Genomic DNA, 26,997 nt, shown 5'->3' on the forward strand with positions numbered 1-26,997 from the left:
AAAAGTACCGGTCGACCGCAAGGCAACGCGCCAGAGGGGACCTAAGTCTGTAAACAACAAAACAACTCAGTAACCATGCAAAAGACACTCATTGCCACTGCACTTCTTTTTGTCCTGTTCCTCACCAATGCAACGGCCCAGAATCGCCGCGCCAACCGCGCCAACCGCGACACGACGGGTAACGCTACGGGTCAGGCGGGGCCTCGGTTCAGGCAGATGGAGCAGGTGGCCCAAACCGACCTGCCCACCAGCGTACTGCCTTACATCAAGGCAACGTACCCAAACACCGAGGTGCGGCGCGTAGCCAAAGACAAGGACGGTAAATTCTACGTGGTGTTGGTCGATGCCAACAAGGCCCGTAAACTGCTCGTAACCAGCAGCACCGGCGATATCCTTCAGACCCGCGACATGCCCGCCAACATGGGCCGTCGGGGACGGGGTCAGGGCGGCAACGGCCAGCCCGAAACCAATTAGCGTAGCCTAACCGGGCGGAGTCTGTTGGCTCCGCCCCTTTTTCTCTCAACGTCATGAAGCGCCTATCCACCCTCTGCCTCCTGAGCGGCCTGCTGCTGGGGCTCACCATCACCGTTGGCTTTGCCCAGCAGTCCGATACGCTGCGCGTGCCTACCCCGCCGCCAGCCGACACACTCCGGCGTATCGCCGTGGATACCCTCCGGCCCGACACGGTGCTGGTCGGCACGCCAACTGTATCAACAACGGCCGCCGTTATTCCCAGCACCACCGCTTCGTTGCAGGGCACCGTCACCGACATCAAAGGCGACACACTGATTGGCGTTACCGTCCGGCTCACCAGCTTGCCCGACAGCAGCTTGCGGCGGGGTATGGTGACCGACGTAGCCGGGCAATTCATCTTCGACAAACTGCCGGTTGGTCAGTACCGGCTACAGGCGTCGTATGTGGGCTACATGAACGTGACCGAAACCGTACGGCTGGATTCGAGCGGGCAGCAACCGCTGTCGATTCGAATGGGCGAAACGGCCCGGCAGCTCAACGAGGTAATTGTTCGGGGGAAAACGTCAACAGCCCAGCAGTTGGGCGATACGCTACAGTTTAACGCCAACGCCTTCAAGGTGAACCGCGATGCCCAGGCTGAAGATTTGCTCAAAAAGATGCCGGGCGTTGACCTGAGCAGTGGCGGGGTGAAAGTGCAGGGCGAAGATGTCCGCGAGATTCTGGTCGATGGTAAGCCGTTCTTCGGTGACGACCCAGCCATTGCCCTGCGCAACCTGCCCGCCGAAGTCATCGACAAAATCGAGGTATTCGACCGGCAGAGCGACCAATCGCGCTTCACGGGTGTCGACGACGGCAACACCACCAAGACCATCAACATCATCACCCGGCCCGACAAGCGCAACGGGCAGTTTGGCAAGGTGTATGGCGGCATCGGCACGGAAGGTACGTATTCGGCGGGTGGTAGTGTCAACCTCTTCAAAGGCGACCGGCGTATCTCCATCATCGGTCAAAGCAACAACATCAACCAGCAGAACTTCTCGAGCCAGGATCTGCTCGGCGTGCTGGGGGGCAGCAACGGCGGTAATGGTCGACGCACCGGCGGTCGTGCAGGTGGCGGGCGCGGTGGCCGGGGTGGCGGCGCAGGCGGTGGTGGTAACGGGGGCGGGGGCGCAACAAACACCGACAACTTTCTGGTAGGCCAGCAAAGTGGCATCAACACTACCAACTCGCTGGGCGTCAATTATTCCGACAATTGGGGCGACAAGCTGACCGTTCGGGGTAGCTACTTCCTGAACCAAAGCCAGAACCGCAACGAAAGCGCCCTGCAACGTACCTATTTTCAGGATACCAATGATTCGGCACGTACCTACCGCGAGCAATCGACCGACAACGGCATGAACCTGAATCACCGGCTCAACTTCCGGCTGGAGTACACTATCGACCCCAACAACTCGCTGCTGATGACGCCGCGGCTGAGTCTGCAAAACAACCAGTCGAACTCCTTCGCCGACAGCGATACCCGGCTGGGCGACGCGCTGCTCAATCAGGCCAATAACACCTATTCGGCTACCAATAATGGCTATACGTTTGGGAACAACCTGCTGTATCGGCACCGCTTTGCGCTGCGGGGACGTACCCTGTCGCTGAACATCGGCACGACGTTCACCAACCGAAGCGGCCTGAACAGCCTCTCGTCGCTGAACGACTTTTTTGAGGGAGACACCACCCGGCAGCTCATCCAGCAACGTACCCAGACGGCCTCGGCCGGGTATCAGCTGTCGGCCAACCTGACCTACACCGAGCCGGTGGGCAAAGGCATCATGCAGTTTTCGTACAATGCCGGGCTCAACAACAGCAACTCCGACCGGTTTACGTACCGCTTCAACCCGCTGTCGGATCAGTTCGATCAGCTCGATTCACTGTTGAGCAACCGTTTCGACAATGACTACCTGACCCAGCGGGCTGGGGTCGGCTACAACCTCAATACCCGTAAACTGCGTCTCTCGACCGCCCTGAACCTGCAATATGCCGACCTGCAAAGCGATCAGTTGTTTCCGCGCGTGGGGCAGGTCAATCGCACATTCACCAACCTGCTGCCCACCGCCACCGTCGATTATCGCTTTGCCGACGATCTGCGGTTCCGGCTCACGTACCGCACCAGCACCGATGCGCCCAGCATCACGCAGTTGCAGAACGTGCTTAACAACACCAACCCGCTGCTGCAATCCATCGGTAACCCCGACCTAAAACAAAGCTACACGCACGCCCTCTCGACCCGCTTCACCAAAACGTCGGTGCAGAAAGCCAGTAGCCTGGTGGCCCTGCTCAGCCTTAACTACACCCAGGATCCCATCGGTTCGTCGTTGTTCATCGCCGACAGCGCCGGGGTTGTGCCGGGTGTGGTGGCCTCAACGGGCGAGGGCGTGTTTCTGCAACCGGGTACGCAACTAACCCGCCCCATCAATACCGAGTCGGCGCTGAGTACGCGCGGCTTTTTCTCCTACGGCACCCCGCTGACGTTCATCAAGAGCAACCTCAACCTGAACACCTCGCTCATTTACAATAAAACGCCGAGCGTTATCAACGGGCTGGTCAACCGGGCTAATACCTACGGGCTGAGTCAGGGCGTCGTGCTCAGCAGCAACATGGGTGAGAAACTGGATTTTACGCTCTCCTACAACTATGGTTTCAACCGGGTCGTCAACACGCTGCAACCCCAGTTGAACACAGCCTTCACCACACAATCGGCCGGGGGCAGCGTAGTCTGGAACGTCTGGAAAGGGCTGGTCCTGCGCTCCGACGTCAGCCATCAACGCTACGGCGGACTGTCAGACGGTTTCAACCAGCAGTTTACGCTCTGGAACGCCAGTTTGGCCCAACGGTTCCTTAGAAACCAGAACGGCGAACTGAAACTTTCGGTATTCGACCTGCTCAACCAGAACACGAGCGTGGGCCGCTCCATCTCCGAAACCTACGTCGAAGACAACCGCTCGCTGGTCTTGCGGCAGTATTTCATGCTGACATTCACCTACAACCTGCGTCAGTTCCGGTCGTAGCTACGGTTACGGGAAAATAGAGCATCGAAGCGATAAGTTGGGGCGTTTGTTGTCTTTACCGAATGACGCCTCTATGTCTGCATACGAATCACTGTTTTTCTACCAGAATCGCCATGAAGCACCTCATGCTGCTTACCTGCCTGTTCGGCGTAAGCACGTTGGCTACAACCAGTTTTGCTCAGCCGATCAAAGGGACCTACGCTATCAAAAATGTGCAGACGGGGCTGCTGCTCCGCCCTGAAGAAGCCCGTAAAGCCAACGGCACAGCTATCGTGGGCTACTCGCCCGTCAACTGGAAATGCATGACCTGGGATTTCCAGCATATCGGGCACGATGCGTACCAGTTAAAGAATCTGTTTACGGGCAAAACAATTCAGCCGGTGGCCAATGCAACCGCCGATGGCACGAAGCTGGAACAGCAGCCCCTGCAACCCAACCAGCCTACGCAGACCTACGAATTTTTGCCAGCCGGGCAGGGGCGTTACCGCATTCGGTTAAAAGGCACGGAGTTGTACATAACGCCATCAGCTGGCAGTGGCACTGTCAATTCAGCCATTGTCTTAACGAAAAAGAACGGCTCACCCAATCAGCTCTGGACTATCTACGAACAGCATCCGACCCAATAACGCCTTCGCTACCCGCTTTGTCGATCTGGTGGATACGTACCTGAGCCGCGCCAGGGCTACTATCGCCAACGAATCGATCTGGGCGCAGGTAAATTACCGCAACACCTCCATTCTGTCAATCAAGTACTTATACGTCTATAAACTCAGTAGAATAGCGCTACTAGGCCGACTGATTGGGCTCTACCTTGCCATTGGTATTTATAAACATCCACGCCAAACCAATGGAGACACCACAGACAACCACCCGGAACGCTTTTCTACGAACGGCTCCCGGAAATGCATTCTCGCCCACTGACACCGCGCCTTACGCCGAACTCGATTTCGCGAAAGCATCAATCGACGACATCAGCCGGACACTGGGTCTATCGAGGGCCGAAGCCACTAAAGTTCAGCCCTGGCTCCGCCGTTACAACGCGGCCAACGAGTTGAAGACAACCGGCCTTAAACGCACTACAGCCGAGTTGCTCAGCCGTCATATCGCCTTTAGAGCACTCCCCAAGTTTATTATCACGGACGTAATCGCTGAACCAACGTACCTGCTGAGCAACCGTACGTTTTCCCTGCTCATTCGCTTTCTGAACCAGACAGAATCGCCGGTCGAATTTCTGTCAATCAACGTGGCGTGGGCGGGTGAACCCTTCACGGTTCAGCAAGTGATTGAGCGCAACGAACAGCGGAAAGGGCAGGTTGCCGTGGCCTTCGATTCGACCCGCACGTTACCGGTCGGGTTGGCGGAGTTCACCGTCGATCTGTTTCGGGCCGATGGCAGCCAAACCTCTTTCGTCAAGTCGTTCTATGTGCTGCCGGCCAATCCGCTATCCTTGCAGGTCGCACCGGCCGGTGCCACGGTTACCGGAACCTGGAGCGTACGGGGGGCCTTTCAGCCCGCCACCAATACCTTCCTGACCGAGTGTCTGGTTACCGTGGCCAACGGTGATGCCGTACCCGTAACCATGAAACGGCGGGTCAACTGGAGTTTCTGGGATGGACCCGTGGGGAGCGGCACACTCGTCGAATCGGGCGGTTTTGACCTTGGCAGTGCGCCTGTAGTTCCGGCCTTTTCGACCTGGCAGGCGTCTTTCTGGTTCAGTTCGCCAGCCGGAAGTGGTATCCACAATAAATACAAAGCCAAAGAAGACATGGCCATCGAGATTCGGATGGAATCGACCGCAGGCCGGGTTGTTGCGGGTCAGATTACCGCCCGGGTTATGCTGGCTTATGGCGTTAACATCATCAAAGTGGGCGATTTCGGCACGCAGGAACACAACGACCTCTACACGGCGGTTGATCAGATGCGACAAATCTACGAACGGCGCGACATTACGCTCCGGGGCGTACAGCGGTACATCATCAACAACGCGCAGGCGGGCGGTTTCACGGTGCTGGATAGCGAAACCGAATTCCGGAACCTGCTGTCTGGCTGGTCGGTACAAAACGATTTCGTCGATGTCTATGTGTGTCAGGGCTTCAACTGGAATTCCTACAACGGTTATGCGGGTGATATACCCGGCCCAACCAGCAAAACAGGCAACAAAGACGGCATAGCGGTTGACAAAACAGGCTTTACAGACGCCGCCGGGGTACGTCGGCTCAACACAGCCGTACTGAGCCAATTGATTGGGCACGAAGTTGGACACTATCTAGGCCTTCAACACCTGGAAGACGCCAACAACCTGATGCGCTCCAATACGGGTGTCCGTGGACCCAACCTCGACTACAATCAGTATCGCACGATGCTACCCCACGGCTACATGGTCTTCATTTAATCAACCACACCTTTTGCGTTACCCATTATGGAAACTTCCGATTCACTAAGTCGCCCCTCGCGCCTGATCGATACCATACCAACCAAGGCAATTCAACTTCGGATTAGTCTGAATCAGCAATTACTGGCTGGTTCCTGCGGGTTTGATAAGCCCGTTGAGTTTTCCTTTACCGCCGACGAACAGCAAGTGCTGCGCGTAATAGCTACCGAACGGTTTACTCACCATACCCACCTGCGTAAGCAGGCCGTTCGGGCGTTAGGCTACCAAAAAAACATAGACGCCCTCGATGATCTGATTCGGCTAACCAAGGCTACACACGAAGAAGACACCATCCGGCTGGAAGCTATTCAGGCCATTCATCGCCTGTCACCGTCCGTTGGCCTGATCATCATGCAGAACCTGCTGACGAACGGTGCCTCAATGCTATCGCTGTTTATTCTGCGATTTCTCAGCGCATCAACGAACGCCGAAGAGCGGGCTCTGGCTGAGCACAGTTTATCGCTCAAAAAGAATCAGCGCATTCGTCAGCAACTGACGCAGAAACCATCCAAACAGACGGCGACCACGCCTAAATCAGATGGTCGTTCTAAAACGGATTCGTAGTTAACTGATTGCCAACAAAAAGCCCCGACCAGTACTGGTCGGGGCTTTTTGTTACGCTATACCCTGTGGAGTTCGTAACCTTACAGGGTTGTAGATTATCCCAGGTACGTCTTCAGCGCTTTCGAGCGTGACGTGTGGCGCAGGCGACGGATGGCTTTCTCTTTGATCTGCCGAACGCGCTCGCGGGTGAGGTTGAACTTCTCGCCGATCTCTTCCAGCGTCATGGCGTGTTCGCCATTCAGACCGAAATAGAGCGTAATCACATCGGCCTCGCGCTGAGTCAGCGTCGACAGCGCGCGTTGTACTTCCTTACGCAGTGAGTCGTTGATCAGGCCTGAATCGGGCTTGTCTTCACCGTCGTTTTCGAGTACGTCGAGCAGGCTGTTTTCTTCACCCTGCACAAACGGTGCATCCATCGACACGTGACGACCTGAGATCTTCAGGGTGTCCACGACTTCGGCCGGCGAGATATCGAGTACTGCAGCCAGTTCTTCGGGCGACGGCTCGCGCTCGAATTTCTGCTCCAGATCCGAGAACGTCTTCGAAATCTTGTTCAACGAACCCACCCGGTTCAGCGGGAGGCGTACAATCCGCGACTGCTCGGCCAAGGCTTGCAGAATAGACTGACGAATCCACCAAACGGCGTAGGAGATGAATTTAAAACCACGGGTTTCATCAAAACGTTGGGCCGCTTTGATCAGGCCGAGGTTGCCCTCGTTGATCAGGTCACCCAACGACAACCCCTGGTTCTGGTATTGCTTGGCTACCGACACCACGAAACGCAGGTTGGCCTTAGTCAGGCGTTCGAGCGAGAGCTGGTCCCCTTCCCGGATCTTCTGGGCGAGCGTCACCTCTTCGTCGGGCGTAAGCAGGTCCACTTTACCAATCTCCTGAAGGTATTTATCAAGCGATTGGCTCTCGCGGTTGGTAATCTGTTTTGAAATTTTTAGCTGTCTCATGGCTTATTGAGGTAGGTCGGGCAGTAACACCCTCAAAAAGACGCTACTACCCTTTTTAGTCAACAATTCAGGCTTTCGTATTGTTCTCCGGACGGGGTAGCAGGGCCTTACGAGATAAACGGTATTTACCCGTTTTCTTGTCAATCTCGACCAATTTTACCCGCACTTCATCGCCTACTTTAAAGACGCCGTCCATGGTTTCCAGACGCTCCCACTTCACCTCTGAAATGTGGAGCAGCCCGTCTTTGCCCGGCAGGAACTCAACGAAGGCACCAAACGGCTGAATGGTCTTCACCTTACCGTCGTAGATTTCACCAACTTCGGCAGTGGCCGTGATGCCTTTAACGCGGCCAACGGCTTTATCCATGCTCTCTTTGTTGGTCGCGAAAATGCTGACAAAACCAGCACCTTCCCGCTCCTCGATGTTGACCGTAGCCCCAGATTCACGCTGAATCTCCTGAACCACTTTACCACCGGGTCCGATTACGGCGCCGATCTGATCCTGCGCGATCTTGATCACGTATGCACGCGGCGCAAACGATTTCAGGTCCGGCTTCACGGCGTCGAGCGCCTTATTCATCTCACCCAGGATGTGCAATCGGCCAGCGCGGGCCTGCATCAGGGCTTCGGTCAGGATTTCGTACGACAGGCCGTTCACCTTCATGTCCATCTGGACAGCGGTGATGCCTTTTTCTGAACCCGTCACTTTGAAGTCCATGTCGCCCAGGTGATCTTCATCGCCCAGGATGTCCGACAATACGGCGTATTTACCGGTGTCTTCGTCGGTAATCAGCCCCATCGCGATCCCGGCAATAGGCGCTTTGATTTTGATACCGGCATCCATCAGCGCCAACGTACCTGCACATACCGTCGCCATCGACGACGAGCCGTTCGACTCCAGAATGTCGGATACGATACGGATGGTGTAGGGGTTGTCCTGACCTTCGGGCAGCATGCCTTTCAGGGCGCGGTGAGCCAGGTTACCGTGGCCAACTTCGCGGCGGCTGGCACCCCGGTTGGGTTTCACTTCACCCGTTGAAAAACCGGGGAAGTTGTAGTGCAACATAAACTTGTTGTAGCCCTGCGTCAGCGGCTGATCCACGATTTGCTCATCCAGCTTAGTGCCGAGCGTTACGGTGGTCATCGACTGGGTTTCGCCACGGGTAAAGATGGCCGAACCGTGCGCACGGGGCAGGTAATCGACTTCGCACTGAATGGGCCGGATCTCGTCGAGCTTGCGGCTGTCGAGGCGGTAGCGCTCGTTCAACACCAGGTTGCGCGATGCTTCCCAAACCAGGTCGTGGAAATACGTTTTAACCAGGCTTTCGTTCACCTCGGTGCCTTCGGGCAACGACGCCATATATTCGTCGCGAACGGCCTTGAAGCCTTCCGAACGGGCTTTCTTGCTAGCCTGTCCTTTCTTCGCTACTTCGTAAATCTTGTCATAGCAAAACGCCCGTACGGCAGCGCGCAGCTCTTCGTCGTGCGTTTCGTGATTGTACTCGCGCTTTTCGGTCTTGCCAACCTTCGCTTCGAGTTCTTTTTGAGCGGCAATCTGCGCTTTGATGGCGTCGTGGGCCACTTTCAACGCTTCAACCACTTCGTTTTCCTGCGCTTCGTCGAGTTCACCTTCCACCATGTTGATATCGCGCTCGTTGGCAGCGACAATCAGGTCGAGGGTAGCGTTTTGCAACTCAGACGTCAGCGGGTTGATTTTGTATTCGCCGTTGATTTTGGCAACCCGTACTTCCGAAATGGGGCCACCAAACGGAATGTCGGAAACGGCCAGCGCTGATGAAGCAGCCAGGGCGGCCAGCTGATCGGGCTGTACTTCGGGATCGGCCGAGATCATGGTGATCATCACCTGCACGTCGGCGTGGTAATTTTCGGGGAAAGTGGGGCGCAGCGCCCGGTCAACGAGGCGGCTGATCAGGATTTCGTAATCCGACAGCCGACCTTCGCGGCGCTGGAAGCTACCGGGAATCCGACCGGCAGACGCAAATTTTTCCTGATAATCGACCGACAGTGGCAGAAAATCGATCCCTTCGCGGGCTTCTTTACTGGCCACGACGGTGGCTAACAACATCGTATCGCCCAATCGAACGACAACGGCTCCGTCGGCCTGACGGGCCAGCTTACCGGTTTCAATCGTGATCTCCCGTCCATCGGGGAGGGCGACCGTTTGTGTGGTGACTTGAAACATACAGACAGTTTTACTTCGCGCTACAACAGCTTTAAAAACATCAAAAATTAGAGACTCTACCCTACCGCTTGCACCACAAAATTGAAGGTCGCTCAACGCCGGTCTGTTGAATCGGAGGAATCGGGGTCCTCATGCGGCCAAACGCCGCCTGCGATAACCGGGATTTGGGGAACTTCGCTTTATGAATCAAGCCTAGCCGAAAGGTCACTTGTCGGACTATGGATTATTCAAAAAAAGAAGGTACCTATTCGATAAATCGCTCGAAACTACCGGCTATCGGTAGCTATCGTTCGTTATTGGGCACCTAATGATTACTTATAAATGTCCATATATGCAAACAGGGAACCCGCTAGAGAGTTCCCTGTTTGACGCAACCGATCCGATTACTTACGGATACCGAGTTCCGCAATAATGGCCCGGTAGCGGCTGATATCTTTACGCTGGAGGTAGTCCAGCATGTGGCGACGCTTACCTACCAGTTTCAGCAGTCCCTGACGGGTGCTATAATCATGCTTGTGAGCCTTGAGGTGCTCAGTCAGGTGATTGATCCGGTACGTAAACAACGCAATCTGAGATTCTGCCGAGCCGGTGTCAGCCGAAGCTTTCTGAACACCGTGCGAAGCGAAAATTTCCTGTTTCTTTTCAGATGATAAATACATCGTCAGACAGCTTTTTGTTTACACTTGATTTTTTAACAGGCTGCAAAGGTAGGGAATAAAACTGGGAAGTCATAGCGCGCCCGTGACCGCGTCGGGCTGCCCTTCACGGCCCTGTCTACACCATAACCTCCGATTCGATGGCGATGAAGTGCGTGAGTTCACCCTGGCTGTTGCGGAGGGGATCGATCGCCACCTGACACTGGTAGGGCTCACCGCCTTTCCGGTAATTGACCAGACTGGCTTCAATAGACGTAGCCTGCCGCAGGTGTTTCCGGATACGGGAGAGTTCAAAATGGCTCGTGTCGGCCCCCTGTAAGAACTTGGGGGTGCGGCCCACGGCTTCGGCGGTGGTGTAGCCGGTCATGCTCAGGAAGCTGTGGCTGGCCCACAAAATGGTCTTCGACAGGTCGGTTAGCACCAGGGTCATACCCAGGCTAAGGGCCTTCAGGTACGTCTTCCGCTGCTTCCGGGTCAGTTTCCAGTCGAAGATGTCGATCAACTGACCGAAAACCGTAGCTTCTTTATCCTTGGCTTTCTTCTCGGCCTGATCCAGTAAAAAAATTTCCAGGCAAGGAAGCGGATAAGACCGCTGCCCGTCGAGGTTGCATCGACTGTTGGCCCGGTTAATCATTTCGGTATAAGCTTGTGAAAAAACCATGATTAAAGAAGAGAAAGGTGAAAATCAACTTGAAAGATACTAGACAGGCCGGTCATTTTCAAATCCGTGCATCGATATTGAGGCTACGGGACAGCCGCCGAAGCAAAAAAAATTTTGTGGGCTAGTTAATTGAGAACCAAGCCAAAAGCGATCTAATCGCAGCAGAAGCCACATTTTTTTCGGGCAAGGGCTTGCGCAACGTGTTTTAACGCTCTACTTTTGCACCACGATAACGGAACAACGCAGCAGCGAAGAGACGAAGTCAAAAGTAAAAGGATTGGTAGTTCAGTTGGTTAGAATGCCGCCCTGTCACGGCGGAGGTCGCGGGTTCGAGTCCCGTCCAGTCCGCAGAAGTTCAAGAAAACCCCTTCAGGAGTCTCCTGAGGGGGTTTTCTGCGTTTAATCCCCTTCCGAATCACTTCCGAACGCGCGTATTAGGGTCTTTTCCGTCCGAATTACGTCCGACTTTTTCCTGATTTCGCTGCTCATGAAGACGTCAATTCGCCTCATCATCAAAGACGATCACGTAAAACGCGACGGCACCGCTCCCCTTTACCTACAGGTGTTCATCGAGGGAAAAATGATCCGCTTCCCGCTGGAGTTAAGCTGGTCGGCGGCTCACTTCAGTAAGGCCTCGTCCAAACTACTGGCCCGGCACAAGGGGGATGCCCAGCTCGACGACTATCAGTTGATCATCCGTGCCAAGGAGGCGCAGCTTAATGAGATCTTCACCCATTACCGGCTGGCCAAAAAGACGTTGACGGTTGAGCTGCTCCGGAAAGAGTTTTACAACGAGAGTGGCCGCGACGACTTTTACGCCTTCTGGAAGAAGGAGATGGACGACCGGCTGCGGCGGCGCAAGATCGAGCAGGCTTCTTGGGTGTGTCATTCAGCCTCCCTGAGCAAGCTCAAACAATACAAACCCACCTGCACCTATCAGGAGCTGACACCCAAACTACTGGAGAACTTCCGGGCCTGGATGAAAAGCAAGCTGGGCAACGCCCCAGCTACCCGCGAGAAGACACTGAAAGATGTTCGTACTTATGTGCGACTGGCGCTGGCTTCGGGCGTAATATTCGACGATCCCTTCAAAGTCGTCAAGGTCAAACATATTGAAACCGTCCCCGACGTGCTGACGCTAGAGCAGGTTAAGCAATTACTCGACCTATATAATAGGCCCAGCCTCAAGCCCGCCTGGCACTGCGTACTTCAGCACTTTCTATTTTCCTGCTTTACCGGCCTTCGCATCTCCGACATCATGCGGGTAACGGATGCGCATATTATTGACGGCGCTCTTGTCTTTGAAGCACACAAAACCCGCAACAGTCATCGCCCCGCTATCACAATTCCGTTGCACGAGCTGGCGCTAAGCTTTATCACCAAACAGCAAGGCAAACTCTTTACCACTTTCACGGATCAGTACGCCCGGCGAATGCTTAAAGAAATCGCCTCAGAGTTAAACTGGACGATAAAGAAGTTTGGTACGCACACGGCCCGACACACCTTTGGCACCAACTTCATTGAACTGGGCGGCGACGTGGTCACACTAAAAGAATACATGGGTCATAAAAAGATTCAGACGACTATGCAATACGTACACATCAGCAATAAGCGTAAGCGGGAACAGATTAAGGTTTTTGACTACTTTAAGTAGGTTTTGCTTTCGACTTCAAGATTAAAGCTTACATCTCCCAATATATATTTGAAATGCAATCCATCGATTTAGGTGGCGATGTGGTGACGCTTTAAACACGTATGAGGCACAGTTCAAGCAAAATGGCTACACAGTATGTTAGTCTGAGTGAGCATCGAAAAAGTGTGCAAATTAATGTTTTTGATTGCTCTGATAAATGGCTAATTTACTATCGATCTGGTTTTGATACGGTAAGAAGTATTTGATTAATGTGATTGAAATCACTTATTATTTGTATATAGTATCCAGCATAAAACCAAGCTCTGCCGGGCCAGTTACCACTCGCTATTTCATTGATTTCAACATTTTCATCAAACATCAGCCTACGTCCTATATCATCACCGAACGTTTTCAATCCTGTACTTACTAACAATCTAATTTCATCTTCACTCCAAGTGTCATCAAAATTATTTGTCAGCCTTGATAAACAAATAATACTTTCGCCTCGAATTTGTATAAATTGTAAGCTATTAAAGAAGCCCATGTAACGCCATTCGCTTTCAATAAAATATTGATTATTTGTCTTGAATCCTTGTTTTTCTTGTTCAATTTTATGTCTCCTAATATCTTGTTCTAAAAATCCTAAAAATTGATCTGGATCGATTACTATTAATGATAAATATTCATTGTAAAAGCTCAAAAACTCTTTAGCTGTGAATACTAGAGTATTTATGTACAATACGCCATATAGCAGCTTTGCTTTCTGTGTTAGCTTTTTGTCCTCAGTGATCAGAATGTCACAGTAAGATGCTGTGAAAGCATGTAAGCTGTCACTTACTCTACTCTGCACAGTAGTAGCTTTCAGATTTTCAATTAAAATGCCTGTGAGTTCAAGCATTTCATATGATCTAGTGAATAAGTGAAAATTATTTATAGATTCAATATCTGTCTTATTGAACATACTTACGATAGGTAGAAAGATATTGTCAACAATAAAATTTTGGAGATCACTATTTTCTAAATCGACCTTCAGATTAGGTTTTTTATAGTCTATCTGTTGCTTAGGCAGTGAATAAGAGCTTCTTGCATCATCATAAATACTTTTAACAAATTTTTTCTGACGATCTTTAGAAGATTCTAAAGTATTTTTAAGCCCTTTATTTAAATGCCTTTCGAATTTTCTCATAGTTATATCTTTTCTACTAAATGGCACTAACTCTCTTATAGAATTGTATAAATTAGTCTCTTCTTTACTTAATGTTTTTTTGCTTTTCTCAGCTTTTTCTAAAACTTTAATATATGATTCATAAAATGCTTTAATTTGATCATAGGCCCCTATTCGTTGAGTAAATGACTTTCTTACAGAATAATTAGAGTATTCATTAAACTTACCAGAGTAGTAAGCTTTAGTAGCGTCATCTTCTTTAACCGTTAATCTGTTAATATTAAAGTTAAATCTAAAAAACTTAGACATCCCAATCTTGCTCATAAAAGCGAGATCAACATTTTTTTTGTCTGTTAGATCCCTCTTTAAATCTGAAAAATGCCCAATTGAATAAGGAAGAACAAAACTTTCCTTTTGTTTTGTTATGAGATTCAGTAAGTCAGAATATTCATTAGAATTATTAATGTTTAGAGAAAGATATCTTATTATCTGCGTGTCTAAGTATACTCTGAGCATATTTTATTTTTGAATGATTTGCCTACTGATAGATTTACATATTGTTAGTTTTAATAAAAGCACTTACTGTTTGTCTATCCACGCCCAAGATACGACCGATAGCAGAGTGCGAAACGTTAGCTTTCAGTAGCTCCTTAATTACATCTCCCTTACCCGTTAACTTCACCTCTCTATTTCGACTTCCTTGTGGCCGGCCGAGTTTGACTCCTTCTGCTTTTTTGCGCTCTAGCGCTTCACGTGTCCGTTGGCTGATTAGCTGCCGTTCAATTTCGGCCGACAAGCCAAACGCAAACGCCAACACCTTACTGTTGATATTGTTGCCTAGCTCGTAGCCTTCCTTAATGGCATATACCCGGGCGTCTTTCTCCATACACGAATGCAGGATGGCCATGATCTCCATCAGGCTGCGACCAAGACGCGAAAGTTCCGTCACGTATAATGCGTCCTTAGGTTTCATTGAGGAAAGTAACTGGCCCAGCGCCCGCTCGTCGGCAGATCGGGTGCCCGATACGGTTTCCTCAACCCAGTAGTCGATGTGGACTCTGTCGGCGGCAGCCTTCTTCAAAATCTCGTACCGTTGGTTTTCAGCCGTTTGGCGGTCAGTCGATACGCGGATATAGGCAAAAATCATAGGGGCAAGAGTTAACCCATTACTAGCATTAAATATACGCGGTTATTGACGGATTGTAACCACTGATAACATACCCTATTTATTAGGAGGTAAAACGAGCGTTTATATCCATCAGTCTACATCGCTAAGCCCGAAGTAAACTTACTTCAGCGGGGATCAGCTGCCGGCCACTGCTTAGCTGGGCCTTCATCGAACCGACCAGGTAGTTGACCCCGCTGATATGCACTTTCTGCCGGAAGGAGAACCGGGCCAGATCGGCGGGCGTCAGGTACACCACCTTCGTGACCGTGAACGTATCGGCCTTGAACTGCTCCAGCTGCCGGTAGCTCCGATCGACAAGGTTATTGGGCCCATGCCAGTAGAGCGACCGGTTGCCATGGACAGCCGTGGCGGTCGGCTCGCCATTCACCAGCCCATGCCAGAACAGCAGTTTGGGCGTCGAGGGGTTCTTGTTCTCCTTGTTCAGCGGCGAGCTACCCACCTGCGCGGTCATGGCCCTACCAGTGCCGGCATCGGTGAGCAGCGTCGACACCCGCGACCGGATCGGCAGCAGGGCGCCGTCTTCGGTCACCGTCGTTTCTGCACTCGTGTAGGTTTCGAGGGGCGCGGGGATCGGCTTCAGCAGCGCATCGTTACTATCCAACTCGTAAGACAACTCCAGGCGATTGGTCAGATCAGGCGCTTTGATGTGCTGCGGCTGGGCCTTATCGGTCCAGTCGACGACATCCCCACCCGTTAGTACCTGCGCCCCGAAGTCCATCGTGCAGACCCGTTTGTACACGTCGAACTCCAGATACAGGTTGAACAACTTCCGCAGATCGATCAGCAGCTGCGGCATCGTCAGGCCCGGCAGGTGGTTGTTGGCGTTGATGGTCGTTAAGCCGTCCAGACTATAGGTGTTGTACAGCAGCAGCCGTTGCAAGTCAGCATCGAGCGTATACTGCCCCTTAAATTGCCAGCCGGTCAACGCCCCGAACTGTCCCAATACCTGTCCCAAAAACGGCATGGGTACCCTGGCCACCGCGTTGGGCGTACCACCCGTCCATTCGTTCATTAGGCCGTTAAAGCCGGTCAAAGCCTGGTTGCCGTAAAACGCTTCGTTGCGGATCGTGGGAAAGGCGTAGGGGTCGACCAGGTGATTGGCGTCGGCTGAGCTGCCAATCGCCTCGACGCCCAGGTTCAGCTGTGACAGGGTTACGTTCTGGCTGTCGCCGAAGATCTCGCCCAGATTTTGCGTAAAAAACACGCTATACCCGGACGGCTTCACGTCATGGATCATCACGTACCCCTGCTCGATCAACTGCCCGGCGAAATACTTCTCGCAGCGGAATTTACGGGCCTGATACCCGACCTGATCCTGATAGAAGTAGCCCAGCAGCCGCCGGTTGGTCGGAGTGGCGGGCAGCTCGAACCCATAGACTCGGCTACCCTGTACCGAGTCGAAGGAAAACAGCGGGTTGAAGCGTTCCAGCGTTAGGCTTGTGGAGGGCAGCAGGTCTACCGACTCCCCATCGATGCGAATGTCAAGCATTAGGCGAATTCTGATTTTTGAACCACGACGTCAATCTGGTTCTGTACGTTAACAAAGGCCTGGTACGATACCGACAGGTCTTTATCGGCAATCCGGTTCAGCAGTTGCGACTGGTAGTTCTGGGTCTGGTTGGTGTTGTTGACCGCCCCCTGCACGCCGTCGAGTCCCTGCTTGCTGGTTTCATTCAGTTGGGTCAGCCCCTGCTTACTGGTTTCGTTCAGCTGACCCAACCCCTGCTGGGTGGTGGTCTGCAAGCTCGTTAGCCCCTGCTTACTAGTTTCGTTCAGTTGGCCTAGCGCCTCCTGCGTGGTGGTCTGTAAACTCGTCATCCCCTGCTTGCTGGTTTCGGTAAGTTGGCCGAAACCCTGTTGGGTGGTGGTCTGCAAACTCGTCAGCCCGCCCGTCAGGTCGGTGGACATTTGTTGCATCGTTATCTGCTGCACCGATCGGTTTCGCTCAGCCTCCTTCTCATTGCTGGCCTGAAGGTCCGACAGGGCCGTTTGTGTACCCGTGTTGAGCATATCGATCGCCACAGTGGTCGACTTCTCCAACTGCTTGATGTCGGTATTAAGCCCATGTTTTAGCTCCGTCAGGCTCTGAGTCGTCTGCTGTTTGAGGTCGACCAGCTGCCCTTTCAAATCCACGCCCAGCCCACTCAGCCCCGTCGACAGGCTCTTGGTCAGGTTGCCAATCAGCACCTCCAGCGCCCGGATGAGCGTATCGTTGCGTTTGGCCTGCTCGGTATTCAGCTGAAACAGGTATTCACGCACGTCGAGCCTAAACAGCCCCAGCACTTCCATGACCTGCCCCAGATCGTAGGTCTGTTGGAGCGTCATCTTCGAGAGCGCTATGTTCGTGTCCAGCAGGGTGAGCGCCGTCGCTCCGGTGTTCTTACCGATCAACTCCATCGCGGCCTGGCTCTGCTTGATCTGCTCGTCCGTAACCGAATCAATCGTTGCGGCGGCACTCTCGGCAGTTTCTTCCGAACCTGACGGCTTGTAATCCTGGACCGGCTCCTTGTAGCCCCCACTGTCGTATTCCTCCTCGATCTCGCCCATCCAGCCCCCACCGTCGAACATCACGCCCCCTTTCTGGAAGCGCCCGCGCGGCGGACCGTGTTTGACGTAATCGCCGTAGCTACCGCCTTCCCCAAAGAACCCACCGTCGCGCATGACGGGAGCACCGTTGCGGTGCAGCGAGGAATGCATCAGCCCGTCGATGAGCCGACGGTTGTTGCGGTAGGTCGACCGCGACAACACCATCACCGGCTCACCGCCTTCCATTTCGGCCACCTCTTCACCCGTATCCCGCCGGGTGATGGCCAGGCCCGAATCGCCGTAGCGGTTGCCGTGGCTGGGACCTTCCACCACGCCCGCATTGCGAACGTACCCACCCCGTCGCATCGAGGGCGGTTGCTGAGCCTTGATGATGCCGATCTGCACGGCCGTCGTAGCCGCGGACACGGCCACCCCGATCAGACCCAGCGGCCAGCCCAGCGTGGCCAGTGATTTGAGCGCTGCCTGCGCCCCGTTGACGATCGCCAGCGCGATGTCGAGCTTTTGCTGGTTGCGGAAGGCCTGCACCTGGGCCGCCTTCATCTTGGTATCCGCATCCTTATTGATCTTATCGACGCCTTTTTCGTACTCGTCTTTGCTGATCAGGCCCCGGTTGTACTTGTCTTTCCAAGCCGCCAGCTGCGAGTCGCGCTCATTCTGGATGTTCTTCAGCTCCTTCTCCAGCTTCATCTGGTTGAGCTTGTTGAGCGCATTGACCGCCATCAGCGTGTATTCCCCGATCGCGTCGATGGTCGAAATGTTGGCCTTCTGCTTTTCGGTCAGCTGCGTCTTTTCCCCTTGCAGCTTCTTGGTCAGGATGTCGGTAAACTCCTTAAAATCGCCCTCCATCAGGGCTTTGATCGCGTTGTAGTATTCCTGCTGGTTCTTACGCCGCGCTTCGGTTTTTTCGGCCGTCAGCGCCGTTTTGTCGTTTTCGTATTTGACATCGTTGGTCGTCAGGTTGGCCTTCAGCTGGTCGTCGGTGGCTTTGTTAGCCGCTGCCCGTCGATCGGTGTCGGCAATGTTGGCGTTGTTGTGGGCTACCTGCTCGGCGGCTTCGCGCTCCAGCTTGGCTTTATTGTAGTTGTATTCCGCATCGAGCCGCAGCTTTTTGGCCTCGTAGATACCCTGGGCGTTGGTACCCGCCAGCAGCAGCCGGGCGTCAGCATCGGCCACCGTCGCCCGGAACTGGGCATCCTGAAGGGCGGCATCCTCGCGGGCTTTCTTCTGGCGGTACTCCTCCTCGACCCGCTGTTTGTCAGCGATCAGCCGGTCGTTGATCTGTTTGAGCAGCGCCGCTTTGTCGGTTTCGTCCTTAACGTCCTTCTCGATCTGGATGCGCTGGGCGCTGGCCACGTCCTCCAGCTTCTGGAGCTTATCGGCTTTCTCGTCGCCTGATAGTTTAATCTTCAGGTCGAGTACCCGTTTGGCCGCTTCCGACTCCTCCTTCTCGTGCTTCAGGCGGTGGTCGGTTTCGATCTTGTCCTGATCGCGGTGCAGCTGCTCGGTCAGCGCTTTTTCCCAGACGGCTTTGGTGGTCTGACTCGCCTTGCTCTGAGCAATGGCGGCAACCTCGTTATCATACTTGAATTTAAGGCGAGCCAGATCCCGTTCCAGATCGTCCTTGATGGCGTTGATGCGGGCCTCCTCGGTCTTTCTGATCGCATCCGCCTCGGCTTTGGCCACCTCTTCCGCCTGCCGTTTGGCGGCTTCCTGCGCCTGTTTTAGCTCGGTCTGCCGGTGTTTTTCGGCCTGCGCGGCCTTTTTGTCGAGGGCCTTCTGGTCCGACGCCGTGACGATATCAGCCAGTTCATTGGCATTCTTTGTCTCGGCGGTTTTCTTGGTGTTGAGCGTAGCCTGGTGGGCGGCCACCTGTTTGGGCCGATCTTCGGCCAGTTTATCGCCGTAGCCCTTGTTGAAGGCGTCGCCAATGCTGCCGGCTGCCGACTTCACTTTGCTCACCAACTCGTCGACGTGCAAAAACGAACTGATGGCCGAGCCGATGGACTTGATCTTGGTTACGCCCTGATCGATCATCGTCCAGAACGAGGCCAGCCCCTGGCGAACCGGCTCCAGCGCCACGGTGATGCGACTCAGCCCGCCCGATACCAACGTACCTGCCGCTCCGGTCAGCAGGTTGAACCAGCCCACGCCCCGGTCGACCAGATTCCACACGAAGACAAACCCATCCCCGATCGCCGCCAGTACCGGACGCAGCGGGTCCAGCCCCCGACCGATGAACTCGATCGTTTTCTCGGTCAAATCGGCCAGCAATCCAGCCCCGGTTTTGACCACTTCCCACGTACCCGAAATGATGCCCCGCAGGGTGCTGCTGTTGTTGTAGAGCGCCGTAAAGCCAGCCACTAGCAGCGCTACCGCCGCCACCACCAGCCCGATCGGGTTGGCTGTCATGGCCGCATTGAGCAGCCATTGGGCCGCCGTTGCCGAACCAGTCCACACCTGACGCGCTTTTTCGGCGGCGGCGTGGGCGATGCTGCTGGCGGTGGCCAGTACCAGGTTCCCGTTCAGGGCCAGAATGGCCACCCCCAGCGCGGCAAACGAGGTGCGGTTTTCGCTCAGAAATTCCGGTACTGCCCGGATCACGTTCACAAACGTGACCACGCCCCGGGTGACGGCCGTCACGCCCGGCAGCAGGGACTGCCCGATCTCGGTGGCAATCAGGCTCAGCGCTTTTTGCGACTTCTCGTACTCGGCGGCGGCGTTGTTGTTGACCGTATTGAACTCCTTTTGCAGGCTGGTGCCTTCGGCCATTGCCTTGCTGGCCAACTCCTGCTTCTGGCGAACCATATCGGTCTGGTCCTTCAGCAGGGCCATTACTTTGGTCGCTTCCTGCGACTTGATGCCCAGGGCGTCGAGGCGGGTGGCCAGCTGATCAGCGGGTACGTTCTTGAGCGATTCGGCCAGCCGCAGCAGAAACTCGTTTGGATTGGTGTTGATCCATTCCTTCATCTGGCTATCGGCCACGCCGATCTGCTGGGCGAAGGTGGACGTGTCTTTTGCGGCCGTCAGCAGGATATTGGATAGCCCACCCGATGAGATCTCGGCCGACAAACCCAACTCCTGGAACGCTGCACCCAGCCCCATCGTCTGGGCGATCTGCGGGCTGAGGTCGCCCAGCTGACCCATGCGGGCCGTGAACTCGGCAATGACGGGGCCCGTAGCGGCACCATCGGCCCCTAGCTCGTTGATGGCCGAGCCGATCTGATTGATGGCCTCCCCGGCATTGAGGTCTTTGGTTTCCTTAAACAGCTTCTGGAGACCGCCCAGGGCCGAACTGACCTCCTCGGCCCCGCCGGTAAACTCGTCGCCCAGCGCCACGTTGGCCATATCGACGGATTTGACGAAGCCCAGCAGTTCGGTATTGGCCACGCCCAGCTGCCCACCGATCTGGGCAATGCCCATCAGGCTTTCTTTCGTCGAGCGGGTATCAATTTTGTCGAGTTCCTGACTCAACTCCCGGACCTCCTCGCTGCTCTGGCCGGTAGCTTTGGCCACACCCGACATCGAATCTTCGAGTTCGAGGGCTTTTTTGATACCCCCCGCCACGAAGTTGAAGGCCTGTTCGAGCAGTTCGGTGGCCGAAAATGCCGCCAGAAAACCAGCGGCGGCCCCTTTGGCCCGTTCCCACAGGCTCGGCTGCTTCTCGATCTCCTCGTTGGTGGCGCGGGTTGTCGCCCTATGGTTGGCCAGCAGGGTGTTGACCTCCTGTAGTTCATCAGCCTTTTTGAGGTAGGCTTCGGTACCAGGCGTGAGCTTGTCGATTTCGGCGGCCAGCTGCTTATAATAGCCCTTCAGCTGCTGCACCGTCATGCCCGACACGCCCATCTCCTCGCGGACCTGCTTGATAGAGGCTTCGAGTTCTTTGATGAGCGCCTTGTTGTCGGCCCACTCTTTGGTGCCTTTCTCGACCCCTTTCTGGGCTTCTTTTACGTCGTTGAGCTGCTTTTCGAGTTCACCCAACTGATTGACGACCGGCTTACCGTCGAACTTCAGGGTGAATACAGCCTCCTCTTTGAATTGCATTGCGCTGGTGGTTCAGCCATGATGGCGTAGACCAGCAGCGAAAGAATACCTTACAAAAGGCTCAGGGTAGGACGTAAAATGAACACATAGACGGTTAAGAGCAGAACAGTAGCAACGCTTGGTAAGCGCGAGAGCTGGCATGAAAAATGAATGTCTTACTTAGAAAGCAAAAGCCATTACTGTATGGAGCGACCGCTAGATTTTGACCAACTGTGTTTTGAACTAGGTTTAAAGGGGTGGATACACCTCAACGCAGGCACCAAAAGCAAGCTTTTTATTCGGTTCACGTTAGATAGGCCCTTTATTAACCGCAATCGTGTCTGTTATGACTTGTATTTTGTAAGTCTTTCTGGTAGACCCCGGCTGCGCCTTAGTAAAAGAGCACCCCGAAAAAGTTTACTTACTCTCAACTATCCACCCTTACCAAGCGATCTTTTGCGCATATTCAAGCTGTGTGATTGTCCACATACTGCATGAATCAATCCTCCTACGCTTGCTCCAGTTGTTCTTTCATCGCGCGCAGGATCGGCGTCGGCAGCGTTTCCAGCAGCTGGTTAGCCATGTCATAGATTAGCCGGCCACGTACCGGGTTGTAGAACGCCTTCGCCTTGGATCGGGTGGCGCTCCCCAGATGTAAGCGGTTGACGGCGATACCCCACGCAATACGGTTGATGGCCCGGCTCTCCGGGATGTGCAGCGTCCGGTACCTGGCTCCCAGCAGATAGCCCGGTACGTACTTGAAGTTGTCCAGGCCAATCTCCCGCACGTAGTCTTCCAGCACCTCGATTGGCGGCATCTTGTTGTAGAGCAGCTTACGCATATCCTTAAAACGCCCGTACCCGGCAAAGCCCAGCGACATTTCCGCGTACAGATCGCGGCCGATCACCAGCGATTCGTGGCGCATCGAGTTTAGCAGATCACCCGTCAGCACGAAGCCCGCCGCCTGGAGCTTGCGCTGCATGGTGATCTGGGCCTCAGCGACCACCCGGCCCACAATCTCGGTAGCCGCGCTCTCGAACTCCTCCAGCGTGAGGTTTAGTACCATGTCGTGCGCAGGTTCAGCACTTCGATAAACAGCCGGTCGCCAGTAGCCACCGTTTCCCCAGCGCCCAGCATGACGTAACCCATGCCCGCGTTCAGCGGCAGCGTCCGGGTACTGATCAGCAACCCGTTCCGATACACCAGCACCTCGCCAACCCCGGCAAAGTCGGCCCGCAGCAGCAGCAGCCAGTTGTGGGGGTTGCTGCGAAGCGGCAGCGCTACGTTGTTTTTCGGGTAGCGCCACACATCCGGATTGTTCGGGTCGAGCGCCAAATGCCAGGCGTTACCAGCCGCCGGCGTACCGTCGTAAAACACCGACAGGTTATCGGGCAGGTTGGTGCGGAAATGGAAGTAACCCGGTGGCACCGTCACCACGTAATCTTTAGGGTTCAACGCACACGAACCGTACTGATTGGCGTAGGCCTGGGTATCCATCGCTGCCAGCGCCGAGGCGACCCGCGCGGCCAGCTGCTCGGCGTTTTCGGCCCCGATGCTGCCCGCCTCCAGCACCAGCGTGGCCGGGCCACCTTCCTGCCCTTCGCCGCAGTTATTGCGGGCGTAACGCCCCGTCTGCTCGATCCGGGCGTTGGTGAAGGGCGTGGCCGCACAGACCGCCGAAGGTACGGGAGCCTGATAGCCTTCCGTACCAGGTACGTTGAGCTTTACCCGGCGCGGCTTGACCAGGCTAAAATCATCGACGTAGCGCTGCTCCAGCTGCACGGCGCCCATCAACCCGGAACGAATACCCTGCTCGTTGATAAGGCAGAACGTGTTGACCGGTACCCAGCGCGTGGGCCGGGCGGCGGCGGGTGGGGCGACGGGCAGGGCCGAATAGCCCACCTCCGTTTTGCCCAGCCCGAAGGTCAGCACCCGACCGGCCAGGTCTTCTTCGGCTCCCCGCAGTTCCAGCGCCGTATCCCCTGAGGCGGCCAGCGTCAGGGCGACGTACCCGTCCTGACTCACCAGATACACCTCCTCGGCAAACAGCAGTTCGCTCAAATAATCCAGTTCGGCCCCGTCGCGCAGGCCGGTGGCCACCGTCAGGGTACGTTCCCCGCGCCGGTTGAGCTTGACAAATTCCGCCGTTCCGGGCCGGTAATTGGGGTCCAGCGGGCGTTGGATATCGGTTCCCCGCACCAATAGTCGGCGGCTGCTGGCTCCGGTGCAGCGCAGGGTGTCGAAGCCGCCCAGCGAGTTGGCCAGCAACAGATACAGCACGTTAGGCTGGTACTCCCGGTTGACCCAATAGGTACGGACCTCCGAGAGCCGGGCGTTCGCTTCGTTCGATAACCATACCTGGTAGCTCAGTACCGTTTTTTTGGTCAGGGCCTCCTGCTGGGGCAAGCCCAACGCCACAAAGCCCACCGGTACGCTGTAGACCGTGTACTGCGCCACGTTGGCGGTCTGCATCGGCGTCAGCACCTCGCTCGTCCCATCGGTGTAGGTCACGGCTACCCGCAACCGTAGCTCGGTCGGCTTGGGCGTGTAGTTGACCAGGTGATACAGAAATTCGGGCTGGTCGGTTTCCACCCACTTCCGGGCGGGCTGCCAGGTGAGAAACTGCCGGGTGTCAGCCAGGTAACTCGTAAAAAAGTCATCCCGCCAGCTGGCGAACTGCTCCACCGATAAAGCCCCCTTCAGGGCATATTCCAGCGGAAAGGTCTGTTTGGTGTCGGGTACCAGCGTACCGTTCTGAAGGATGCAGGTCTGCACCAGAAACGGCGTGATCAGGCCCGCGCAGGCCACAAAGCCCCCCTGATCGGGCATCGGTGGGGTCCGGTGCAGATCGTCATCGAGGTACACGGCCACGTCGAACGCGGCCCCCGGATAGACCGTCGCCCCAAACTCCTGGCGAGGTGGCACCTCCCGACCGGGCAGGGTGACCAGCTCGGTGAACTCGCCGGAACCGAAGGTTTTGGGCGTTTCCAGCCGCAGCACATACGACAGGGCGGCCCGATCGGCCAGCGTATCGGGGGCCGCGTCGACCACGTAGGCAATGGGGTTGCGCGAGAACCGCAGGGGCCGAAACGAAAGGGGTGCTAGACTATCCATGCGTCAGGGAACAGTAAACGGTTAGCGGGTACGGTCACGTCGACGTCAATGTAGTAGCCCTCCAGTTCGACGTTGGCCAGTAGCCCGATCGGAAACATTTTCTGACCCGGCTGGATCATCAGCTCGAAGGGCTCGCCCAGGTCTTCCAACTCCTCGGCGTCACGGTCAGCCATTGCCCGCAGACGGCCCAGCAGGTGCAGCAGCAGTTTCTGGGTTTCGTTGCGGGCCAGCAGCCCGGCCCCAGCGCCCGGATCGGCGGGTTTCATGGCCACCGTCAGGCTGCACAGAAAGGTGAGCGAATCCAGCCCGGCCCCGTTCGTTTTGGGCTGCGACTCGGCTACCTGTAAAAAGCAGGTGATGCCGGCGTAGTCGTTGGTGTAGTAGGCCTCGATCTCGTTGATGGCCTTCAGCCCGTTGGAAAGAGGCATAAATTTTTCGATAGTCGGCACCAGCTGGACGGCTTCTTCGATGAAGGCCGTCAGGCTGAGCAGGTCCGTGATCGGGGTCATGGGTGTTGGGCTTTTTCGCGGTCTTGAGCCTCCTGCTGGTTCAGCAGATCGTCGAGCAGGGAGGCAAACAGCAGGTGGGCGGGCATGGTGCAAACTTTCTCGTAATCGCCGAAGTGGCCGTCTTTGGCCACGTTCTTCAGCAGCATCACCCAGCCCCGGCCGTCGCCGTAGCGGGGTTCGCGGCTCTTGCCAAACAGCTCCCCATACAGGGCCATGAAGGCGTTGTTAGAGCGCTCGAAGTAATCCAGCACCAGCATCTTCAGGTTTAGCGGGAGCTTATCCAGCTGCTCGGCGTGGGCCTGCGCGCGGGCCTCGTTGAAGGGTTCGCGCACGTCGCCGTTCCACTCGGCGCTGTTCATGAACTTGCGCCAGTCTTTCCGGCGGGGCCGGCACAGGATGGCCACCAGCTGGTTCAACGCCCTAGTCTTGCCCGCCACGTCGGTTACACCCTCTTCGAGTGGGGCCGCAAACTCCAGATAGGCCATGTTGGCCGCCGCCAGATCAGCCCCGGTGGTGTCGGCCATATCGGCGGCGGGCAGGTGGTAGTTGACCCCGCCGCACTCAAACGACATGATGGGCGGCTTGCCTTCCGGGGCGGTGTCAAAGAGCCAGGCGAATTGCCCCCGCAGCTGGCACCACTGCCAGGGCGTAATAATCAAATCACGCCACATGCGCGGGCTCATGCCCAGCCACACCCGGCAGGCGGCGGCCTGGTGCTCGACGGTATCAAAGGAGCCATCCGCCTTCAGGCGAGGGCACAGGATCAGCTGCACGTACTGCTCGGTGGTCAGTTCGGCCCAATTCTCGGCAACCCGGTAGGTCTTGTTACCAAATTCGATTGTCTTCATTTACCCAGTTCTTTACGTAGCTCCTCCCGATTCTCCAGTCGTTGCAGGCGGCGTTCCAGATCGTCGATCTTTTTGTTGCGCTCCTGGACATACTGCCAAGCAAAAGCGGCCAGGCCAATACTGGTGGCCTGGCCGATCAGGGCGGTAATGATGTTGATGGCGTTCTGCGACATCAGGCCAGCGGTTGGATGCGTTTCAGTTTCTGAAAGGCCAAAGCTAGTTTCCCCCCGTAGCTGGGGTTAGGACAGAACCGCCAGCAGATGTGGGCCAGATATTCGGCCCGGCTGCTGATGCTATACTTGCGGATCGTGGCCGCTTCGTAGTCGCCGTAATCATCGAGCGAAGCCACCGGGCTGGCGTACCGGCAGTAGCCATCGGGCGAAACCGACGTGTAGTAGCCCCGCCCGTTTTTCTTCATACCGAACAGGTTGTGGCCGTGCCTGGCTAACTCCACCTCTGACCACCAGTAACCCGTCTCGACGGCGCTGATGGCCCACGCCACGTCGGGGTAGCGGTACCCCTGGCGACTGATCCGCCGCCAGTAGGTCAGATGAGTTTGAACTTCGCGGCTACGAACACCGCCACGCTCACCCGCCACAGCCAGTTCTCCCACCGCGCTGCGCGCAACTTCGTCCGGGCTTCGTCGGTATGGGCCTGGGCCTGCTGGCTGACGTTCTGTTTGGCCTGCTGCTGGCGGTTGATCTGCTCGATCTGCCGATCTTTCTGGTCGACCAACCGCCCCAGCGCCACGATCGACGAGTCTTTCAGGACAATCGTGGCCCGGCTCGAAAGGGCCTCGGCTTTGTAGCGGAGCGCCAGCCGCGCGCCCTCCTCGGTGAGCAGAATCGTTTTGGGTGGTACCTCGACGGGGCGGAGCCGTTTGAGGCTGTCGTACACCGCCACGCCGGACGGGTTCGTCATTGAACTGGCGATCAACTTCACGCTGCAACTCATCCCCAGACAACCGA

The 26,997-nt window shown here is 55.5% G+C and carries 21 protein-coding genes and 1 tRNA gene; 7 read left to right on the top strand and 15 right to left on the bottom strand.

Annotation, left to right across the window (positions count from 1 at the left end; all coding sequences use genetic code 11):
* Nucleotides 1-75: 75 nt before the first annotated feature.
* The 5 genes from ACAW74_RS04845 (at nt 76) to ACAW74_RS04865 (ending at nt 6,525) form a co-directional block, all read left to right on the top strand.
* Entirely contained in the window at nt 76-474 is a 399-nt protein-coding gene (locus ACAW74_RS04845) for a hypothetical protein (RefSeq protein WP_370697063.1), read from the top strand.
* 53 nt (nt 475-527) lie between these two features.
* Nucleotides 528-3,530 carry a TonB-dependent receptor domain-containing protein gene (locus ACAW74_RS04850; protein ID WP_370697064.1) on the top strand — a complete coding sequence of 1,001 codons (3,003 nt, stop codon included), beginning with the start codon at nt 528-530 and terminating at the stop codon, nt 3,528-3,530.
* Nucleotides 3,531-3,643: 113 nt separating this feature from the next.
* Nucleotides 3,644-4,156, top strand: coding sequence for an RICIN domain-containing protein (locus ACAW74_RS04855; RefSeq protein ID WP_370697065.1), 513 nt, complete (start codon nt 3,644-3,646; stop codon nt 4,154-4,156).
* A gap of 221 nt (nt 4,157-4,377) precedes the next feature.
* The gene (locus tag ACAW74_RS04860) at nt 4,378-5,922 is read left to right on the top strand and encodes a zinc metalloprotease (protein WP_370697066.1); all 1,545 of its coding nucleotides are present in this window, start codon (nt 4,378-4,380) and stop codon (nt 5,920-5,922) included.
* Nucleotides 5,923-5,949: 27 nt separating this feature from the next.
* On the top strand, nt 5,950-6,525 hold the full coding sequence (locus ACAW74_RS04865; protein ID WP_370697067.1) for a HEAT repeat domain-containing protein: 576 nt from the start codon (nt 5,950-5,952) through the stop codon (nt 6,523-6,525).
* 95 nt (nt 6,526-6,620) lie between these two features.
* Here the strand turns inward: ACAW74_RS04865 and ACAW74_RS04870 are convergent, their stop codons facing one another.
* The 4 genes from ACAW74_RS04870 to ACAW74_RS04885 form a co-directional block, all read right to left on the bottom strand.
* On the bottom strand, nt 6,621-7,484 hold the full coding sequence (locus tag ACAW74_RS04870) for a sigma-70 family RNA polymerase sigma factor (protein WP_015331426.1): 864 nt from the start codon (nt 7,482-7,484) through the stop codon (nt 6,621-6,623).
* Between the two features lie 67 nt (nt 7,485-7,551).
* Nucleotides 7,552-9,687 (bottom strand): polyribonucleotide nucleotidyltransferase, encoded by a 2,136-nt coding sequence (gene pnp / locus ACAW74_RS04875; RefSeq protein ID WP_370697068.1) that lies wholly within the window; start codon nt 9,685-9,687, stop codon nt 7,552-7,554.
* 383 nt (nt 9,688-10,070) lie between these two features.
* Complete coding sequence (rpsO, locus tag ACAW74_RS04880; RefSeq protein ID WP_015331424.1) at nt 10,071-10,346, bottom strand: 30S ribosomal protein S15; 276 nt, start codon at nt 10,344-10,346, stop codon at nt 10,071-10,073.
* A gap of 115 nt (nt 10,347-10,461) precedes the next feature.
* Nucleotides 10,462-11,004 carry a PAS domain-containing protein gene (locus ACAW74_RS04885; RefSeq protein ID WP_370697069.1) on the bottom strand — a complete coding sequence of 181 codons (543 nt, stop codon included), beginning with the start codon at nt 11,002-11,004 and terminating at the stop codon, nt 10,462-10,464.
* Between the two features lie 274 nt (nt 11,005-11,278).
* On the opposite strand from ACAW74_RS04885, the gene ACAW74_RS04890 reads away from it, so the two are divergent.
* Nucleotides 11,279-11,352 (top strand) — tRNA-Asp (locus ACAW74_RS04890).
* Between the two features lie 139 nt (nt 11,353-11,491).
* Complete coding sequence (locus ACAW74_RS04895; protein ID WP_370697070.1) at nt 11,492-12,658, top strand: tyrosine-type recombinase/integrase; 1,167 nt, start codon at nt 11,492-11,494, stop codon at nt 12,656-12,658.
* A gap of 208 nt (nt 12,659-12,866) precedes the next feature.
* Here the strand turns inward: ACAW74_RS04895 and ACAW74_RS04900 are convergent, their stop codons facing one another.
* The 11 genes from ACAW74_RS04900 to ACAW74_RS04950 form a co-directional block, all read right to left on the bottom strand.
* Complete coding sequence (locus ACAW74_RS04900; protein ID WP_370697071.1) at nt 12,867-14,318, bottom strand: hypothetical protein; 1,452 nt, start codon at nt 14,316-14,318, stop codon at nt 12,867-12,869.
* Between the two features lie 34 nt (nt 14,319-14,352).
* Nucleotides 14,353-14,949: a master DNA invertase Mpi family serine-type recombinase gene (locus ACAW74_RS04905; RefSeq protein WP_370697072.1), complete on the bottom strand. Its 597-nt coding sequence runs from the start codon at nt 14,947-14,949 to the stop codon at nt 14,353-14,355.
* A gap of 124 nt (nt 14,950-15,073) precedes the next feature.
* A complete protein-coding gene (locus ACAW74_RS04910; RefSeq protein ID WP_370697073.1) occupies nt 15,074-16,480 on the bottom strand; it encodes a hypothetical protein in 1,407 nt (468 codons plus the stop codon).
* Nucleotides 16,480-21,579, bottom strand: a complete 5,100-nt coding sequence (locus tag ACAW74_RS04915; protein WP_370697074.1) for a phage tail tape measure protein — start codon at nt 21,577-21,579, stop codon at nt 16,480-16,482. The genes ACAW74_RS04910 and ACAW74_RS04915 overlap by 1 nt, the downstream gene beginning before the upstream one ends.
* A gap of 487 nt (nt 21,580-22,066) precedes the next feature.
* Nucleotides 22,067-22,624 carry a hypothetical protein gene (locus ACAW74_RS04920; protein ID WP_370697075.1) on the bottom strand — a complete coding sequence of 186 codons (558 nt, stop codon included), beginning with the start codon at nt 22,622-22,624 and terminating at the stop codon, nt 22,067-22,069.
* Complete coding sequence (locus ACAW74_RS04925) at nt 22,615-24,672, bottom strand: DUF5977 domain-containing protein (RefSeq protein ID WP_370697076.1); 2,058 nt, start codon at nt 24,670-24,672, stop codon at nt 22,615-22,617. The genes ACAW74_RS04920 and ACAW74_RS04925 overlap by 10 nt, the downstream gene beginning before the upstream one ends.
* A complete protein-coding gene (locus ACAW74_RS04930; protein ID WP_370697077.1) occupies nt 24,660-25,181 on the bottom strand; it encodes a hypothetical protein in 522 nt (173 codons plus the stop codon). Before ACAW74_RS04930 ends, ACAW74_RS04925 begins: the two co-directional genes overlap by 13 nt.
* Nucleotides 25,178-26,029, bottom strand: coding sequence for a hypothetical protein (locus ACAW74_RS04935; protein ID WP_370697078.1), 852 nt, complete (start codon nt 26,027-26,029; stop codon nt 25,178-25,180). Before ACAW74_RS04935 ends, ACAW74_RS04930 begins: the two co-directional genes overlap by 4 nt.
* Nucleotides 26,026-26,202 carry a hypothetical protein gene (locus tag ACAW74_RS04940; RefSeq protein WP_370697079.1) on the bottom strand — a complete coding sequence of 59 codons (177 nt, stop codon included), beginning with the start codon at nt 26,200-26,202 and terminating at the stop codon, nt 26,026-26,028. Before ACAW74_RS04940 ends, ACAW74_RS04935 begins: the two co-directional genes overlap by 4 nt.
* Nucleotides 26,202-26,642, bottom strand: a complete 441-nt coding sequence (locus tag ACAW74_RS04945) for a glucosaminidase domain-containing protein (protein WP_370697080.1) — start codon at nt 26,640-26,642, stop codon at nt 26,202-26,204. The genes ACAW74_RS04940 and ACAW74_RS04945 overlap by 1 nt, the downstream gene beginning before the upstream one ends.
* A complete protein-coding gene (locus ACAW74_RS04950; protein WP_370697081.1) occupies nt 26,576-26,950 on the bottom strand; it encodes a hypothetical protein in 375 nt (124 codons plus the stop codon). The genes ACAW74_RS04945 and ACAW74_RS04950 overlap by 67 nt, the downstream gene beginning before the upstream one ends.
* Nucleotides 26,951-26,997 lie beyond the last annotated feature (47 nt).

This window comes from Fibrella musci, assembly GCF_041321105.1.
In the GTDB taxonomy this organism is placed as follows: domain Bacteria; phylum Bacteroidota; class Bacteroidia; order Cytophagales; family Spirosomataceae; genus Fibrella; species Fibrella musci.